The sequence below is a fragment of the Pseudomonas sp. AK181 genome (assembly GCF_051122975.1).
In the GTDB taxonomy this organism is placed as follows: Bacteria; Pseudomonadota; Gammaproteobacteria; order Pseudomonadales; family Pseudomonadaceae; genus Aquipseudomonas; species Aquipseudomonas lactis.
This window is the reverse complement of record NZ_CP146348.1, coordinates 5868028-5885161: the sequence shown is the minus strand read 5'-3', so window position 1 is coordinate 5885161 and position 17134 is coordinate 5868028. Positions and strand designations below refer to the sequence as shown.

The following is a 17134-nucleotide window of genomic DNA, read 5'->3' as shown; positions in this document are numbered from 1 at the left end:
CGCGCGGATGCGTAGACCGGTGATCCGTAAATCCACCGGCATTCGCGCTACATAGCTACGTCTTGAACCTGCCGGGGTTTGGCTAGGCTGCGGTTTTACCGCTCACGGATGAACCGCTATGCCTGATGCAACCTTTACCGCCGACCTGCGCGGCGTGCACTACGACTTCCTCAAACAACGCGTGCCAAGCTGGTTCCTGGACGGCACCACCCAGCGCCAGGAAGAGCTGGGCCAGCACGAGATGGACATTCCTTCCTGGTACCTGGCCGCGACTCACCAAGACAAAACCACCCTGGCCGAGCAGCACACACGTTTTCGCGAAACCCTCAATTCAATCGAAGAGCATCTTGGCCAGATCGACGACATCCTGGCCTTCGCCGAGCAGCCGCTCAAGGACGCGATCAAAAAGCAGTTCAACCTGGAGTTGGATGTACGCAATGTGTTCCTCGTGCGCAAATACGCCTACAAAGGTGCTCGCGACGATTTCTACGGGGCCTTTGTTTTTGAGCAGCAAAACGACCCCAGCCTGACCTACACCTACCGTGGTACATCCCTGCTGGAAGCGGCTTTGGCCAATTTCGAGGCCGATGAAGAACAGCCATCGCCGTGCATCGATTGCCAACTCATTACCCGCTGGAATCCCGATAACCCCCACATCATTGCGACATTCGCCGCCGTCAGCGCCCACGCGGTGGCGATCAAACCCCATGAATTTGCCAAGCTGTGCCGCTCCCTGGACCTCGGCGCGCAATACCAGAAGCACATCAAGGCGGTGGTCGAACCCGACGCCGCCCAAGAGCGCGAGGCGCTGGAGCAATTGCTTGAGGAGCATCAACGCCAGCAACTGGCGCTGAGCATCGAGATCGCCCGGTTGCAGTTAAACGGCGCGTTGAGCGCCGATGCCTACCAGATGCTCAAACAGGTGGTGGCCGGTTCCGGCACGCCGAAGCTGGCGGGCAAGCCGGTCACCTACGCCGCCCTCAAGGTACTGGACAGCGTGCTGGTGGGGCCGCTGCTGATCGGGCCAGACCGTGAACGTTCGGACCGTACCGAGCCACTGGTGGTGTACATACCCGGCGACCCGCAACAGCCGGTCAAGGAGTACGCCTCCAGTGGCGAGTTCATGGTCGACCTGCGCATGCGCTTGCACAGCGCATCCTACCGACGCTTTTTCAGCCGCTTTGTGCCAGTGCGCGAGCAAGGCGGTTTTTTCGCGCGTTTCAACCGGTTGTACCAGCCAGCCGATAGCGACAACGGTGGGGCCGATTATCCGCTGCGTACCTCGTTGGTGCGTTTGCCCATGGACGGCTTCCTGCTCAGTGGTGACCTCTGGCAACGCAGTCGGCAGGCACATATCCGCAAGATTTTGAGTGATGCGCGGGCCGTGGCCGTACCCACCGAGGACGAGGACCGCAAGGCGCGGCTGGAGCGTCTGGAAGGGTTTTTCGACGCCGCTGTCAGCGTGTTCAACCTGGCGGCCTTCGTGGTGCCAGGGTTGGGGCCGATCATGCTGGCCGTGGGCGCGTCGCAGATGTGCTACGAGGTCTTTGAAGGAATAGAGGCTTATGGGGAAGGCGAGCCACGCCAAATGTGGGCGCATTTTGCCTCGGTGGCGTTGAACGTGGCGTTTATTGCCACCGGCGCCAAAGTGTTGCCAGCCGTCAAATGGCAAAGCGCGGTGGAGCATCTCAAACCTGTGACGATGCCGTCCGGCAAGCAGGTGCTGTGGAACCCTGACCTGGCGCCCTACGAATCGCCCGTCAAACCGGCGCCCGAGGCCAAGGCCAACGCGCTGGGCCTGTACGAGCATGACGGGCAGCAACTGGTGGCATTCGAGGACGCCCATTATCAGGTCAAGCAAGACCCCCTCACCGGCGATTACCGCATTCAGCACCCGACCCGCTCCGGCGCTTATACCCCAGAGCTGGAACACAACCACAACGGGGTATGGAGCCATGAGCTGGAAGAACCGCTGACCTGGGATGAACCGACCTTGCTCAAGCGCCTGGGGCTTGGCGATCAGGCGGACCCGCTGCGCATCAGCGGTGTCGACACCGACGTGTTGCGCCAGGCCGCGGTCCATCACGAGCCGTTGCCGTGGTTGCTGGAAGACACGCTCAAACGCTTTGAACTGCACCAGCAGCTCACCACCTTTGCCGAGCGCATCAGAAGCAGTGACCCCTTGGTGTACTCGAAAGCCGAACCCAAGCTGCAATTTGACCTGCTTCAACGCCGTGGCCTGTTGCCCGACGACATGGCGCTCAAGGTTATCGGCCCTCAGGGGGAGGTGCTCTGGGAGACTGCCGATGCACCGGCGTCAGTCCGCAAGCGTGTGATGGTGGTGACCGAAAGCGCCATGGCCCGGGGCGGTTTGCTGCGCGAGTTGTTGTATACGTTGCAGGGTGTCGACCCGCTGCTCAAGGAGTTTCCCGGCAGCCCCGAGGAGTCGCTGGAGGTGCGCGCCGGCAAGCTGCGCCACTATCTCGGCGATGCCGTTGACAGCCTCAAGGGGCCGTTGCTGGAACAGCGCTACCAAGCGCTGAACCCTGCGCCCGATGCCGATGTACAACGTCTGCTGGATACCTACCCGGCCTTGCCCGCACCGGTCGCCGAGCGTGTGCTGCAAGGGGCGACGACCGATCAGTTGCAGGCCTTTCGCAGCACCCGTCGCTTGCCCGAGCCCCTGGCCACGCAAGCCCGATGGTGTGCCCAGGAAACCCGGGTGGCCCGTGCCTACGAAGGGTTGCACCTGGACACCCAGACGCACCTGGACAGCCAGCGCCTGGCCTTGCGCACCCTGGAAACCCTGCCGGGCTGGCACCGGGGTTCGCGCATCGAGCTGCGTCAGTATTCGGCTGAAGGCACGGTGCTGGATGCCATCGGCTCGCCTGACTTTCCGCATAAACGCACACTGGTGCTGCTGGAAAGCGGCGACTTCCAAGCCTCCATGCCCGGCGATTTCTACAGCGCTATCTGGGAACAATTGGCGCTCGATGAACGCCAGCGCCTGGGCTTGAGCAGTGCCGTTGAACTCAAGCAGGCGATTCAACGCAGCCCGTTACCGCGAGAGCCGTTGCGCACGGTGCTGGAGGATAACCCGCTGCGCAAGCCTGACTACGATCCGATGGCCAGGCTGTTGGGCGGCGCGCCTGGGGTGCGCCAGTTGTTAAGGACGGCGGGGAATGTGCTCCGCTCCCCGGCGGAGCGGGTACGGCGCTTGTTTCCAACCTTCAGCGACGAGCAGGTCACGGCGTTCATTGAATCGCTGGGGGAAGACGTGCGGGGCGAGTTGAGCCGCCGTGAGTTGGAGTACCGCACCCTGAAAAAAACCTTGAAGGTCTGGGCGCAAGCTAAGGGGCCGCGGGCCTTGGCCCCTTACAGCGAGGAGTGGCGTGTGAGCGAAGAGATCAAACGCTGCTGGCGCCGTGAGACCGGGAGCCAACTGCACATTCGCCTGCCCAGGGACAACCTCTATGGGGTGGATTTGCCCGCCATAAAAGGAGGCTTCGACCATGTCCATGAATTGGTGGTGTCGAATGTCAAATGGGGTGGGCATTCCAGTGCGTTGTTCCTCGAAAACTTTACCGAGTTGAACAGCCTGAGCATCACCGGGGCCGAAATGACCGAGCTGCCTGCGGTGATTGGCGACATGAAGCAGCTCACTGCGTTGAAGCTGCACGATAACGGCTTGCAGTTGACTGAACATAGCGCGGGCTTGGTAAGTAATCTCAATGCGCTGCAAGTGCTCGACCTGTCGAGTAATCCGCTGGGCGTAACCCCAGACTTCAGTGGCATGCCCCATTTAAGAGAGCTGAATCTGTATAGGACGCGCATCGAGCGGTGGCCCTCGGGGTTGAGAGAACAGGCCGGGCTGGAGCGTCTCGACCTGCGTCAAAACCGTCTGCAACAGGTACCGCAAGACAACCTGGTGCCGCCCGCGGGTCAACTGGAAACCGTGGCACGGATCAACAATGTCACCTTGCTTGATAATAATCGCTTCCCCCCCGATTACTGGAAAACCTTCGATAAGTACTGGCAGGACCTGGCCCAGTCTCGACCCGACCTGTTGCAAGGGGCACTGGAGGGCGCTTTCGACAGTAAAAACCCGCGCATCGAGAAGGTGCAGTACATGTACCCCGAGTACTCCGTGCAGAAGGCCAGGGCGCTTATCTGGTCCTGGGGTGAAGGGGCCGAGGCGCAGCTCAACCGCCTCTGGCAAGAGCATTCTGTGCTGCTCCGGCAGTTGAACGGGTGGCTGTTCTCAGGCGGTGGTGAGCGCCAGCGCTATGTGCGTGTTGGCGAGCGTGCCAATGACGCCGGGTCTTTGCGTGACCGCCACCAGGCCTGGGACCGCATCTTGCGCTGCTGGAGGCAAGAAACACCGCAACAGCTCACCAATGATGGCGAACCTTTCGGCCTGGATTTGAACCTCAGTGATCTGAACCTGCCGAGCCTGCCTGACCTGGACGCGGATTTCAGCCATGTGGGTTCGCTCAAACTGAGCAATATGAACCTTCGAACCTCGCCAGAAGGGTTCCTCGCGCGTTTTCGCGGGGTGCGCTGGCTCGATTTGTCCAAGAACCAGTTGCGTGAGTTACCGCCGGCGGTCGGGCAGATGCATGGCTTGACCCGCTTGTCCCTGCAAAACAACCGGATCCGCCTGACTGCCGATTCGGCGGCGATACTCTCGTCACGCACCACGCTCAAGGCTCTGGTACTCAATTCAAACCCCCTGGGTAGGGCGCCGGACTTCAGCCAAATGACCAATCTGCACTCGTTGGGCATGGGGGCCACCGGCCTCGAAACGTGGCCTACCGGCTTGGACGAACTCCCCCTGTTGGACATGGTGTACCTGCGAGGCAACAATATTTCCACCTTGCCCGATGCGCTGATCGCCCCGTCGGACGAGCAGTTGGAACAGACACTGCGGGTCACCCGGGTAACCGATCTGAGCCTGAACCCGCTGTCCGCCGATACACGACAACGCATCAGCGCCTACGGCGACCGGCTCACCGCCACCGAGCGAGCAGCCAATCGATTGGTCGCCAGCGTGACGAGTGCGGTGGATGGCCCGGTGGTGCTGGCTGGCGCGGATGCTCCGTTTCGGCGCTGGTCCACGGGCTTTTCCACTGAGCAGTTGGCGCAGCGCCGGCTCCAGTGGTCCACCCTGCGTGCGTTACCGGGTTCGGACGGTTTCTTTGAAGTGCTCCGGGACCTGGAAATAGCGCCCGCCGGGCGTGAAGATTTGCAGCGCCGCATCTGGGAGGTGATCGATGGCATCACGCAAAACAGCAATGAGTCCGAGCAGTTGCGCAAGGAAATGTTCGAGTGGGCGGGGCGGGCGGCCTGCTGTGACCGGGCGGCGTTGACCTTCAGCAACCTGGAGATCCTGCTGATGACCTACAACGCCAAGGCACTCGCTTTGGACTCGACCCAGGGTGCGGCCCTGCTGAAGCTGTCCAAGGGGCTGTTCCGTCTCGATGAGCTGGAAAAGATCGCCTTGGAGGATATCGACCAGCGCAGGGCCGCGATCAACGCGCGTGAGGGCTTGACCCCCGCCCAACGAGAGAGCGCCTTGAGGGCCGTGGAAGAGGTGGAGGTGCGCATGGCGTATCGCCATGGGCTCAAGGATCGCCTTGAATTGCCCGGCCAACCGCAGCAGGCCCGGTTTGCCCATTTCGGCAATGTGACCCAGGCCATGCTTGATGCGGCCTACCAACGGGTGCTCAGCCTGGATAACTCCGCCCAGGAGTTGCAAGCCATGCTCGCCAGAGACTTCTGGAAAGACTATGTGGCGAATAAATATCGTGCGCAGTTTGAAGCACAGAACGAACCCCATCACGAACAAATGGAAGCCTTGCAGCGCGACTTCGAGGCCGGGACGCTGCCCCGTGCAACCTACGACACCAAGGTCAAGGCATTGCAGGCGCAGTTCGAGATTGAAGAAGCACAATTGATCGAACGCTTGAGCCGCGATGAAGTGGCGCAGGCGCTGGTGCCGACAGCGAGCCTTGAAGTGTTGGTGGACAGCGATGGCAACGGCTTGCAACTGTCCCAGGCACAAGCCGTCGACTTCAATGGCAAGCGCTACTTCGTGGCGAGCATGCCCGATGCGGGTGATGGCGAGCATTACGTGTTATGGGTACAAGCGGCGGATAACCCCTTGCGGCTGACCAGCAGCGCAATCGTCGCCAAGCCTGACGTCAATGGCGTGTGGCGGCGTCGAGGCCTGGCGGGCGGAATGGTGCAGCCGGGGTCTGACGATGAGTTTGTCGACGCGTCGGAATCCATGCCGGTCAAGCCCTATACAACGGCCGAACTCAGTTACATGCGCCGGGAAGTGCACTTTACGGCCAACCCTAATCCGGTCGGCAGTTACATCCGCGCCAACAACGGCAAGTACCCACTCAGGGATTACCAGGGCAGGCCGATCCGTATCCGAACCCTGGAGAGGCAGGTGACCTTGGATTCCGGCGTGCAATACAGCTCCGCGCAGGTCAAACCCTACATCCAGTTCGAAGGGTATGAGCACGTCGGTGCACGCTATGAAGCGCAACTGCAACTGCGCACGTTCACGGCGCAGGATGTGAAAGTGCCTGGCGAAAAGGCGTTGATCGGCCAGTCCATGGTGGTGGCCAACCGGCGTATCGCCAAAGGGGAAATCGTCGGCGTATACGGCGGCACCGTACTGCCATCGGGGATCTTCGGCGAGGGCGGCCAGACCTACACCATGAAGGTGGGCAGCCAGAAGGTCGCCGAGGGTAACGTTTTGATGGAAGTGCCGATTCATTTGTCGGGGGACAATATTCTGTCGCGAATAAACACCCACTTTGAATATGACGAAAACGGCAAGCCGCTGCGCCAGGCGCCAGGTGGCTATAACGTCGAGACAGTGGGGTTTGATGTTGAGGCCGACATGTGGCTGGGCATGGGGCCGGGGGCGCAGATAAAGCGCAAGCCGTTCATCCTCAACACCCTTTTCGCCACTGAAGATATCGCCGCGGGCACCGAACTGCGAATGGACTACCAATACACCGAGGGGATGATAAAAAAGCTGTTCGCTTGATCCTACTCAGGTCGGTAACCCGTCCGTCGTCGTAAATAGCGGTATCGCATCTTGAAAGACCGCGTTTTGCCCCAATCTTGTGGGCATATCCAGGCGGTACACAGCCATTTCATTGAACCTGTGTGCCGCCGCTTAACTTATGACGCGCCCTGACATCAATTCCCAGGCTGCCAGCCATGGTGTGCCGTGTGGCGGGCTGCGCGATATCGATAACGGATGGTGATGCCCCCATGGATTTCAAAGACTACTACAAGATTCTCGGTGTCGAACCGACGGCTGACGACAAGGAGATCAAGTCGGCTTATCGCAAGCTGGCGCGTAAATATCACCCGGACGTCAGCAAGGAAAAGGATGCCGAAGCCAAGTTCAAGGATGCGTCCGAGGCCTATGAAGCGCTGAAAAGTGCCGACAAACGCGCCGAATACGATGAACTGCGCAAATATGGCCAGCATGGCCAGCCGTTCCAGGGGCCGCCGGGCTGGCAGAGCCGTGGCGGCTTTGGTGGCGGCCAGGACGCGGGCGACTTTTCGGACTTTTTCAGTTCGATCTTCGGCTCGCGCGGCGATGCTTTCGGTGGCGGCCAGCGCCGTCCTACCGGGCGCAAGGGCCAGGACGTGGAGATGCACCTCACGGTTTCCCTGGAGGAAACCCTGTCCACCGAGTCCAAGCAGATCAGCTTCCAGGTGCCGCAATACGATGCCTCCGGTCGGCATGTGAGCAATACCACCAAAAGCCTGAACGTGAAGATCCCGGCCGGTGTGGCCGATGGCGAGCGCATTCGCCTCAAGGCCCAGGGCGCGCCCGGCATCGGTGGCGGGGCCAATGGTGATTTGTACCTGATCATCAAGTTTGCGCCCCACCCCAAGTTCGAGGTGGACGGCGAAAACCTGATCATCAACCTGCCGCTGGCACCCTGGGAGTTGGCGTTGGGCGCGGAAGTGGCCGTGCCGACCCTCACTGGCAAGATCAACCTCAAGGTGCCAGCGGGTAGCCAGAACGGCCAGCGCATGCGCGCCAAGGGTCATGGCTTGTTGAACAAGGCCGGGCAACGCGGCTATCTGTTCATCCAGCTCAAGGCCGTCATGCCCAAGGCAGCGGATGATGAGGTCAAGGCATTGTGGGAGGCCCTGGCGCAAAAGGCTGCGTTCAACCCGCGCGAGCAGTTCTGAACGGGTCATTGATTTAGTTAGCGCCAGCGGCAAAAACGGCGTGCCTAGGATGACAACCTCTTCCCAGAAAAGGTTGTCATCCCATGCCGGACTTTCAGGTCACCGACCCCGCCACCCCGCTTCCGGGTGAGCAGGGCCAGCATTACGAACTGATCAAACAGGCGATCCCCACTTGCCTGGTCAACAGTTCGCCCTCCCGTCGCAAGGCCCTCAAAGACACGCCGCCGGCCATTCCCCGCTGGTATGACGCCGCTTCTCAGGCGCGCAAAGATCAGCTCAAGGTGCTGCTGGACGCCCGTTGCGATTCGCTCAACGAACTGGAAAAAACCTTCAGTCATATACGCTCGGAGCAAGCATTTGCCCAACCCTTGTTGGAAGCCAAACTAAAGGCTATCGGCCACGAGCTGGACGTCAATCAAACCTGGTTGCGCCTGTATGTACCGGTCGAAGATGCCTTTGGCGTGAAGACCGCTGGCTTCAGGGTCAAAACGTTCTCCCTGCTCCACGCTGCCCTCGGCAACTTCGAGCAACGCGAGACGCGAGAGGGCTATCTCGACAGTGCCTCAGGTTTCATCACCCAACCGGACGTGCGCGGTCTTTTCGAGCGCCACACCACGACCCTGAAGATTCATGCGTTCACTCAACTGTGCCGAGACCTGGACCTGGGCAAGCAATACCAGGCTCACCTGCGGGCGCAGTTGAAACCTCACGATGCCAAGTCCCAGGCCGAACTGCGTGAGCGTTATACCCGGCACCAGAAAGCCGCTTTCAAGGCGGCCGCGTACCTGGCGTTGCTCAAGGGCGACATTGACGACAACGACCACGCGCTGCTGATGCGGGTGGCGGCCGGGGAAAAACACATCCTCAGCGACGGTAAGCCCATTGGGTATCGCAGCCTGAGCCTGATGAACCTGCATGTGCACGATTGCCTGGTCATCGACACTTGCGCCAAGCCTGGCTACACCTGCTGGGTCATCGTTTATATTCCCGATGACCCCGACCATCCCATCAAACGTTATGAAACCTTCAACGACTTTCGCAAGGAGTTGACCGAGCGCCTGAGCGCGAAAATCACCCAGGAAACTGACCGTTCCCAAGGCTGGAAGGCTACGCCCAATCAGCATTTTTTTGCCCGGTTCGTTGCCGACAAAGACCGCGCGTACTACTACAAACGGCTGACCGAAGTGGTGCTGGACGCACCTCCCCAGCCGTTCGGCGCACAGGCGCTGCGATCGGAATGGGGGCGCTTGCTCACGTCTCCGTCCTTCTCCACGCCTTCAGCGCTGGGGGAGCCACAACCTCGGGTGCGCGTACCTGTCAGCGCCCCTGAGTTCAACATCCGCGCGCACACCCTCGTTGACCTTTGGCAAGTTGCGGACTTGTGGACTTATCGCCTGGGCAGCTTGCGTGCCCGCCTGTTCGAGAATGCCCGGCATCGTGCGGTGAGCACCGCCGATGTCGATGAGGCCTCGCGTTCACTGCGCGCTGCGCATTACATGAGCATTGGCCTGTTCGGCCTCAACCTGGTGGCCATGGCGGTGCCGCCGCTGGGCGTGGTGATGGCCGTGGCGATGGCCGGGCAAATGCTCTACGAAGTTATCGACGGTGTTATCGAGCTGAGCGAAGGCGACCGCGAAGAGGGTTGGGCGCACATCACCGACGTGGTGGAAAACCTCGCGACGCTGGCGGTGCAGGCCGCCGTGGTGCACTTCACGGTGTCGCCGTTTATCGAGCAGCTCAAGGCCGTCACCCTGCCCAGTGGCAAGACACGGTTGTGGAAACCCGACTTGTCGGCCTATGAGCACACCGCGTCCCTACCTTCAGTGGCAGCGGATGAACAGGGCCTGCATCGGCACAACGGCCAGACCGTGCTGCCCTTGGAAGGTAAACGCTATGCCGTGCAACAAGACCCGCTGACCGAGCAATACCGCATCCTGCATCCCACGCGCGCCGAGGCCTATCAACCGATATTGAAGAGCAACGGCACTGGTCTCTGGAACCATGAAGTGGAACGCCCGCACACCTGGGAAGGCACCACGTTGATGCGACGCCTGGGCCCGATGACACAGGGGTTCAGCGATGCCGAACTGGAGCAGGTGCGCAGCGTAGCGGATGTGAGTGAGGCGGTGCTGCGCCGCGTGCACGCGCAGGGCGAACCGGTACCGGCGATTTTGCTCGACACCCTGCGCCAGTTCAGGGCGTATCGCGATGCGGTGAGCGTCGCCGAGGGCATACGCCAGGGCTCGCTCAGCAGCGCACTGTGCAGCTACGCCGCATCCCTGGCGGTGGAGTTGCCGGGGTGGCCGGCGAGCAAGGCGATCGAGGCCTTTGCTGGCACCGAGTTGAGCGGGCCGTCGATCAAGTACGGCAATCGTCAGGCAACGGCGGCGGACACCGTGCAAATCCACCGTGGCGAATTGATGGGCGGTCAGTTGCCCCGGCGCATTATCGAAGCGTTCAGCGAACCTCAGCGCGATGCGTTGGTGGGCAGTTACACCCTCCGTACACCCGAGGCGCGAACCAAGGCCCTGCAGTTGAAGCTGGAACAGCGGGCCGTGGACGTGCGCGAACGCTTGATGAAGAGTATTTACGTCGAGCAGCAACCACCGTCCGACACCGCGACCATGCTGATTCAGCGCGACTTCAGCGGTGTGCCGACGATCCTGGCGCGCGAAGTGCTGGCAGACGCAACGCCGACCGAGCGCGACACCCTGAACAGCGCCAAGCGCATCCCGCTGCGCCTGGCCCAGAAGGCGCGCCGGGCGCAGCAGCAAATGCGCCTGACCCTCGCGTATGAGGGCTTGTACCTTGATGCGTTGGCCGGGCCGGACACCGAAACCCTGGCCCTTAACACCCTGCCGGCGCTTCCCGGCTGGTCGGACAATCTGCGCCTGGAAGTGCGCGAAGGCCGGTTTGAAGGCCCACTGCGTGCCAGCTTTGGCCCCCCGGAGGCGAGCAATCGCAAGGTGCTGGCGCGCATGGAGGATGGCCGCTACCAAGCCTTCGATGAGCGCGGCCAGCACCTGCATGGGCTCAATGGTTTCTACGGCGCCTTGCAGCATGCGTTGACGGACGCCCACCGCAACGCGATTGGCCTGCCCCATGTCGGCCAGGGTGAGCAACTGAAGGGGCTGATCAAGCAGCATGCAATAGGCCGCGCACCGTTGCGCAAAGCCTTGGGCATGTCGCCGGAAAAACTGGCGTTTTTTCGACCGCCGAGCAGGTTGCCGGGCGATCGTCGCGGCTATCCATTGAGCGGGCGGGGTGGCACACAGTCGGAAAAAATCATGCGCGAGCGGATCCGCAGCCTGTACCCGGCAATCACCCTGGAGGAAATGCTCGCCCTGATCAACGAGCACCGGGCGCAGGATCTGAGCTGGCTGAATGCGTTGGAGCAAGAATACAGAACCCTGCAATCCACGTTGCATCAATGGCTGAGTACGCCGCCCCAGAGCTTGGAGCCCTTCGGTGACGAGTATCGCCAGGTGCTGAGGGTAAGGCGCAAGATTTATGCGGCGCTGGATGACGCCTGGAAAAAGGTAGGCCCAGGGCACTACGATCGAAATGGACGCCTTTTGGGGCAGAAAATCGAATGGTTGGAAGAAGACCTGGCACAGCAACTGCGAACCTTGCCCGCACTGACTGCAAACTTCGACCATGTGAGCTACTTGGGCATTGTGGGCACCGAAGGCTCGGCGCTGACGGATGCGGATGTGCAGCCACTGCTCGCCAACTTTCGCGGATTGCGTCGATTGGGGATCGAAGGCGCTCAACTGACACGCCTGCCTTCAGCCATCGAACAGATGCCGCATTTGCAGCGGTTGCATTTGGGCGGCAACGATATTGTCCTGACGCCCGAAGACGTCCTGCGCTTGAAAGATCGGGTGCACCTCAAAGAGTTATTCCTGGAGATGAACCCACTCGGCTTGCCACCCGATGTCGGTCGCATGCCGCGCTTACAGACCTTGCTGCTCAATGGCACAAGCCTGCAGGAGTGGCCTGCCAGTGTGTTCCGTTTGCCCAGGCCGGAACATTTCATCCTGGATATGCGGCAGAACCCGATAGCGCGGCTTCCCGAGTTTGCGCCGGGCTCGGATAAGGCACTGATTGTGGCGACAACGTTACTCACCCGTGAAGAGCTGACGCCTGGGCTGCTTGCTCAATTCAAGCGGTACATCGAGGCCGCCGGCCGGGACCCGGATCGCCAATTGCCGAAGAGGGGCGCGCTCGACAGCGAGCAGTGGAAAACCGGTTATTCGGCGCGGGAATGGCCCTCCAGGCAAAAGCTATGGGACATGCTGGAAGGGTCGTTTGGCTCTGAGGGCTTTTTCGATATTCTTCGTACCGTCAGAAACTCCGGGGACGCGACAGCCAGGGGCGGCGTCTGGTTGCCGGAACTGACTGCCAAGGTCTGGCGCATGCTTGAGGCGATGGGCGAAGACGCCGAATTGCGCGAGCAGTTATTCCTGATGGCCCGGGACCCCGCGGCCTGCGTGGACGCCGGGGCGCAGTTGTTCAATTCGATGGGCGTTGCCGTGCTGCATCGCTCGGCCTATTTCAGCGAGGATGTCGATGCCGTGCGCAGGGCTGTGTTCAACCTGGCCAGGGGTAAATGGCGCCTCGATGAGCTGGGGCGCATTGCCCATGCACGAGTCGCCGAATTGCTGCAGCAGGGCGCCAAGTTTCCCGAGTACGACGCCCAGGGCCAGCAGATTGAGCATTACGATGGCGCCGGCAATGTGATCGCCGATATCGACGAAGTCGAAATCTATCTGGCGTATACAGTGCCGCTGGCCGCCCGGCTGGACTTGCCTTGGCAATCCAGGAGCATGATGTTTCGCGAGGACTATGTCACGGCACCGATGGTGGAGGCGGCATTCCAGCGCGTACAGCTGCAGGATCAGGGCGCGCAGGTGCGTGACAACCTGCTGGAGCAGCCGATGTGGACCGACTTCCTGCAGCGTGCGCATCAAGCGGACTACGCGCCGATTGCCGACAAATTCGACGCCCTGATCGACTATCAGGCCGCTCAGGAACAATGGGCGGCGGCTGCCAACTTCCCCGAGAAAGCGAGGCAAGCCCTGCGTCGAACCATCAGCCAGGCGGCCCAGCGCCTGGGCCGACCGGTTTCTGAAAGTGAACCGGGGCAACTGATGTCCCAGCAAGACTACGACGACACTTTTGGCCGCATCAATGCCGAACTGATCACCTTGAACCAGACACTGACCGATCAGGCGATCAGCGCCATCCTCTAGAACAGGAAGTACCGCTGGGCCATCGGCAACACCTCGGCCGGTTCGCACCACAGCAACTGACCGTCTGCCTTGACCTGATAGGTTTGCGGGTCCACCTCGATGTCTGGCAGGTAATCGTTGTGGATCAGGTCGGTTTTCTGCACATCGCGGCAACCCTTGACCACCGCGATCTGTTTCTTCAGGCCCAGGGCCTCGGGCAGTCCGGCCGCCTGCGCGGCCTGGCTGATAAACGTCAGGCTGGTGGCGTGCAGCGAACTGCCGAAGCTGGCGAACATGGGGCGGTAATGCACCGGTTGCGGTGTGGGGATCGAGGCGTTGGCGTCGCCCATCAGGCTCGAAGCAATGGCGCCACCCTTGAGGATCAGCGTCGGCTTGATGCCGAAAAACGCCGGGCGCCACAGCACCAGGTCGGCCCATTTGCCGACTTCGATGGAGCCGACGATATGGCTGATGCCGTGGGTGATCGCCGGGTTGATGGTGTACTTGGCGATGTAGCGTTTGGCGCGGAAGTTATCGTTGCCCGCACCGTCGCCCGGCAGGGGGCCACGTTGTTTTTTCATCTTGTCGGCGGTCTGCCAGGTGCGTGTGATCACCTCACCGACACGGCCCATGGCCTGGCTGTCGGAGCTGATCATCGAGAACGCGCCGAGGTCGTGCAGGATGTCTTCGGCGGCGATGGTTTCGCGGCGGATGCGGCTCTCGGCGAAGGCCACATCTTCGGCAATGCTCGGGTCCAGGTGGTGGCACACCATCAACATGTCCAGGTGTTCGTCGATGGTGTTGCGCGTGAACGGCCGCGTCGGGTTGGTGGAGCTGGGCAGCACATTGGGGAAACCGCAGGCCTTGATGATATCCGGCGCGTGGCCGCCACCGGCGCCTTCGGTGTGGTACGTGTGAATGGTGCGGCCCTTGAGCGCGGCGAGGGTGGTTTCGACAAAGCCCGACTCATTGAGGGTGTCACTGTGGATCGCCACCTGCACATCGTAGGCATCGGCGACGCTCAGGCAATTGTCGATGCTCGCGGGGGTGGTGCCCCAGTCTTCGTGCAACTTCAAGCCGATAGCACCGGCCTTGACCTGCTCGATCAGCGGTTCGGGCAAACTGGCGTTGCCCTTGCCGGTAAAACCGATGTTCATCGGGAACGAATCGCTGGCCTGCAGCATCCGCGCAAGGTGCCACGGGCCGGAAGTGCAGGTGGTGGCGTTGGTGCCGGTGGCCGGCCCCGTGCCGCCGCCGATCATGGTGGTGACGCCGCTGGTCAGGGCCTCTTCAATCTGCTGTGGGCAAATGAAATGCACGTGGGAGTCGATGCCGCCGGCGGTGAGGATCATGCCTTCACCGGCAATCACTTCGGTGCTGGCGCCGATGGCCATGGTCACGCCGGGCTGGATGTCCGGGTTGCCGGCTTTGCCAATCGCGTGGATGCGGCCATTCTTCAAGCCGACGTCAGCCTTGACGATGCCCCAGTGGTCGATGATCAAGGCGTTGGTGATCAGCGTGTCGACCACTTCATGGGCGAGCAATTGGCTCTGGCCCTGGCCGTCGCGGATCACCTTGCCGCCGCCGAATTTGACCTCTTCGCCGTAGACGGTGAAGTCCTGTTCCACTTCGACGAACAGTTCGGTGTCGGCCAGGCGCACCTTGTCACCGACGGTGGGGCCGTACATGTCGGCGTAGGCTTGGCGGGTGATTTTCATGTGTGTGCCCTGAAGAATAGGTGTTGAATGTGAAATCGCTTCGCAGGCAAGCCAGCTCCCACAGGGGATTGCATTCCAGCTGTGGGAGCTGGCTTGCCTGCGATGAGGCCCTAAAGGTCGCCCATGACCCGCCCTGCAAACCCAAATACCCGCCTTGCACCACTCAACTCCACCAACTCCACCTCCCGACGCTGCCCCGGCTCAAACCGCACCGCCGTGCCCGCCGGAATATTCAGGCGCATGCCACGGCTGGCCGCGCGGTCGAATTCCAGCGCGTCATTGGTTTCGAAAAAGTGGTAGTGCGAACCCACCTGGATCGGGCGGTCGCCGCTGTTGGCCACGCCGAGGGTGAGGGTGCGGCGGCCGACATTCAGTTCGATCTCGCCAGGCTGGATCTGATATTCACCAGGAATCATGCAGGTTGCCCCAGGGTCTTGAAGTAGATGGCGGTCGGGCTGTAGCGCCCGTCCGGGCTTTGGCAATAGTCGGGCAGCTCACCGATCTTGGTGTAGCGCAGCGACTGGTAAAAGGCTTCGGCGCCGGAGCCGGCCTCGGTGTCCAGGTACAGCAGGCCACGCTTGTGCTGGCGCGCGGCGAGTTCCAGGGTATTCATCAATTGCTGGCCCAGGCCATGGCGACGGGCGCTGCTGTGCACCAGCAACTTTTGCACCTCGGCGCGGTTCAGGCCGTTGGCTTTCTGGCACAGCGCCAGTTGCACGCTGGCAATCACCTGCTCGTCGCGCACCACCACCCAAAGCAGCAGGCTGCTGTCCTCGACACCGGCTTGCACGCCGCTAAGGTAGTCCCGGGCCTGGGCTTCATCGAAGTCGGCCATGAAGCCCACCGAAGCGCCATGCTGCACCGCGTCCAGCAACAGCTCGATCAAGCCCCGCCGGTAATGAGCAAAACTTTCCGCATTGACTCGACGCAGTTGTGCAGCGCTCATCGATGTCACTCCTTGGGCGGTTGTGCGCCCGGGTTCAAGGTCAGTTGCATAAAGGTCAGGTCGAGCCAGCGGCCAAACTTGATACCCACTTGGGGCATTTGCCCGGTGGTGATAAAACCCAGGCGTTCGTGCAGGCGGATCGAGGCCAGGTTGCCGCTTTCGATGGCTGCGACCATCACATGTTTGCCACAGGTGCGCGCGCGCTCGATCAACGCAGCCATCAGCCGTGGGCCGAGGCCTTTGCCGCGCTGGTCGTTGCGCACATATACCGAGTGCTCGACGCTGTAGCGAAAGCCTTCGAAGGGGCGCCAGTCGCCGAACGAGGCATAACCGGTGACTTCGTTGTTTTCCACCGCTACCAGGATCGGATAGCCCTGGGCCTGGCGCGCACTGAACCAGGCTTGGCGGTTGGCCAGGTCCACCGGTTGCTCGTTCCAGATCGCCGTGGTGTTCAACACCGCGTCGTTGTAGATGGCGCGAATCGCTGGCAGGTCGTGTTCGGTTGCATCACGAATCATGGCCGCGCCTCACGCAATGGGCTGGTGGACGGTGACCAGCTTGGTACCGTCGGGGAACGTGGCTTCCACCTGGATATCCGGGATCATTTCCGGGATGCCTTCCATCACTTGTTCACGGCTGAGCAGGGTGGTGCCGTAGTGCATCAGGTCGGCCACGGTGCGGCCATCGCGGGCGCCTTCCATCAAGGCGGCGGAGATATAAGCGATGGTCTCCGGGTAGTTGAGCTTCACCCCGCGCGCCAGGCGCCGCTCGGCGACCAGGCCTGCGGTGAAGATCAGCAGTTTGTCTTTTTCCCGTGGGGTCAGGTCCATGGTTCAGGGTCCTTCATAAAATTCATTCTTAAATACAAAGAAGATCCCATGTGAAGCTGATTTATGTGGGAGCTGGCTTGCCTGCGATACAGGCGACTCGGTGTTTCTGATGTACCGAGGTGATGCCATCGCAGGCAAGCCAGCTCCCACAGGGAGCAGGTTCCACATTTT

The 17134-nt window shown here is 61.3% G+C and carries 8 protein-coding genes; 3 read left to right on the top strand and 5 right to left on the bottom strand.

Features of this window, described 5'->3' with window-relative positions:
• The first annotated feature begins 118 nt into the window (after nucleotides 1-118).
• The 3 genes from V8689_RS26875 to V8689_RS26865 all read left to right on the top strand — a co-directional run bounded on the left by V8689_RS26875 (nucleotide 119) and on the right by V8689_RS26865 (nucleotide 13490).
• Entirely contained in the window at nucleotides 119-7066 is a 6948-nt protein-coding gene (locus tag V8689_RS26875; RefSeq protein ID WP_056782779.1) for an NEL-type E3 ubiquitin ligase domain-containing protein, read from the top strand.
• A 230-nt stretch (nucleotides 7067-7296) separates the two neighbouring features.
• A complete protein-coding gene (locus tag V8689_RS26870) occupies nucleotides 7297-8235 on the top strand; it encodes a DnaJ C-terminal domain-containing protein (RefSeq protein WP_056782780.1) in 939 nt (312 codons plus the stop codon).
• An 83-nt stretch (nucleotides 8236-8318) separates the two neighbouring features.
• Entirely contained in the window at nucleotides 8319-13490 is a 5172-nt protein-coding gene (locus V8689_RS26865) for a dermonecrotic toxin domain-containing protein (protein WP_056782781.1), read from the top strand.
• Here the strand turns inward: V8689_RS26865 and ureC are convergent.
• From ureC to ureA, 5 genes are all read right to left on the bottom strand, one after another.
• Nucleotides 13487-15187: an urease subunit alpha gene (ureC, locus tag V8689_RS26860; RefSeq protein ID WP_056782782.1), complete on the bottom strand. Its 1701-nt coding sequence runs from the start codon at nucleotides 15185-15187 to the stop codon at nucleotides 13487-13489. The two genes, V8689_RS26865 and ureC, sit on opposite strands and share 4 nt — an antisense overlap.
• 110 nt (nucleotides 15188-15297) lie before the next feature.
• Complete coding sequence (locus V8689_RS26855; protein ID WP_034134776.1) at nucleotides 15298-15603, bottom strand: urease subunit beta; 306 nt, start codon at nucleotides 15601-15603, stop codon at nucleotides 15298-15300.
• A complete protein-coding gene (locus V8689_RS26850) occupies nucleotides 15600-16133 on the bottom strand; it encodes a GNAT family N-acetyltransferase (protein ID WP_056782783.1) in 534 nt (177 codons plus the stop codon). Before V8689_RS26850 ends, V8689_RS26855 begins: the two co-directional genes overlap by 4 nt.
• Before the next feature lie 5 nt (nucleotides 16134-16138).
• A complete protein-coding gene (locus V8689_RS26845) occupies nucleotides 16139-16651 on the bottom strand; it encodes a GNAT family N-acetyltransferase (protein ID WP_056782784.1) in 513 nt (170 codons plus the stop codon).
• Nucleotides 16652-16660: 9 nt separating this feature from the next.
• Nucleotides 16661-16963, bottom strand: coding sequence for an urease subunit gamma (ureA, locus tag V8689_RS26840; RefSeq protein WP_003171437.1), 303 nt, complete (start codon nucleotides 16961-16963; stop codon nucleotides 16661-16663).
• Between the last annotated feature and the right edge of the window lie 171 nt (nucleotides 16964-17134).

Coding starts and splice junctions, on each gene's coding strand:
- V8689_RS26865 (WP_056782781.1), top strand. CDS start 8,319: ATGCCGGACTTTCAGGTCACCGACCCCGCCACCCCGCTTCCGGGTGAG.
- V8689_RS26875 (WP_056782779.1), top strand. CDS start 119: ATGCCTGATGCAACCTTTACCGCCGACCTGCGCGGCGTGCACTACGAC.
- V8689_RS26855 (WP_034134776.1), bottom strand. CDS start 15,603: ATGATTCCTGGTGAATATCAGATCCAGCCTGGCGAGATCGAACTGAAT.
- V8689_RS26870 (WP_056782780.1), top strand. CDS start 7,297: ATGGATTTCAAAGACTACTACAAGATTCTCGGTGTCGAACCGACGGCT.
- V8689_RS26845 (WP_056782784.1), bottom strand. CDS start 16,651: ATGATTCGTGATGCAACCGAACACGACCTGCCAGCGATTCGCGCCATC.
- V8689_RS26850 (WP_056782783.1), bottom strand. CDS start 16,133: ATGAGCGCTGCACAACTGCGTCGAGTCAATGCGGAAAGTTTTGCTCAT.
- ureC (WP_056782782.1), bottom strand. CDS start 15,187: ATGAAAATCACCCGCCAAGCCTACGCCGACATGTACGGCCCCACCGTC.
- ureA (WP_003171437.1), bottom strand. CDS start 16,963: ATGGACCTGACCCCACGGGAAAAAGACAAACTGCTGATCTTCACCGCA.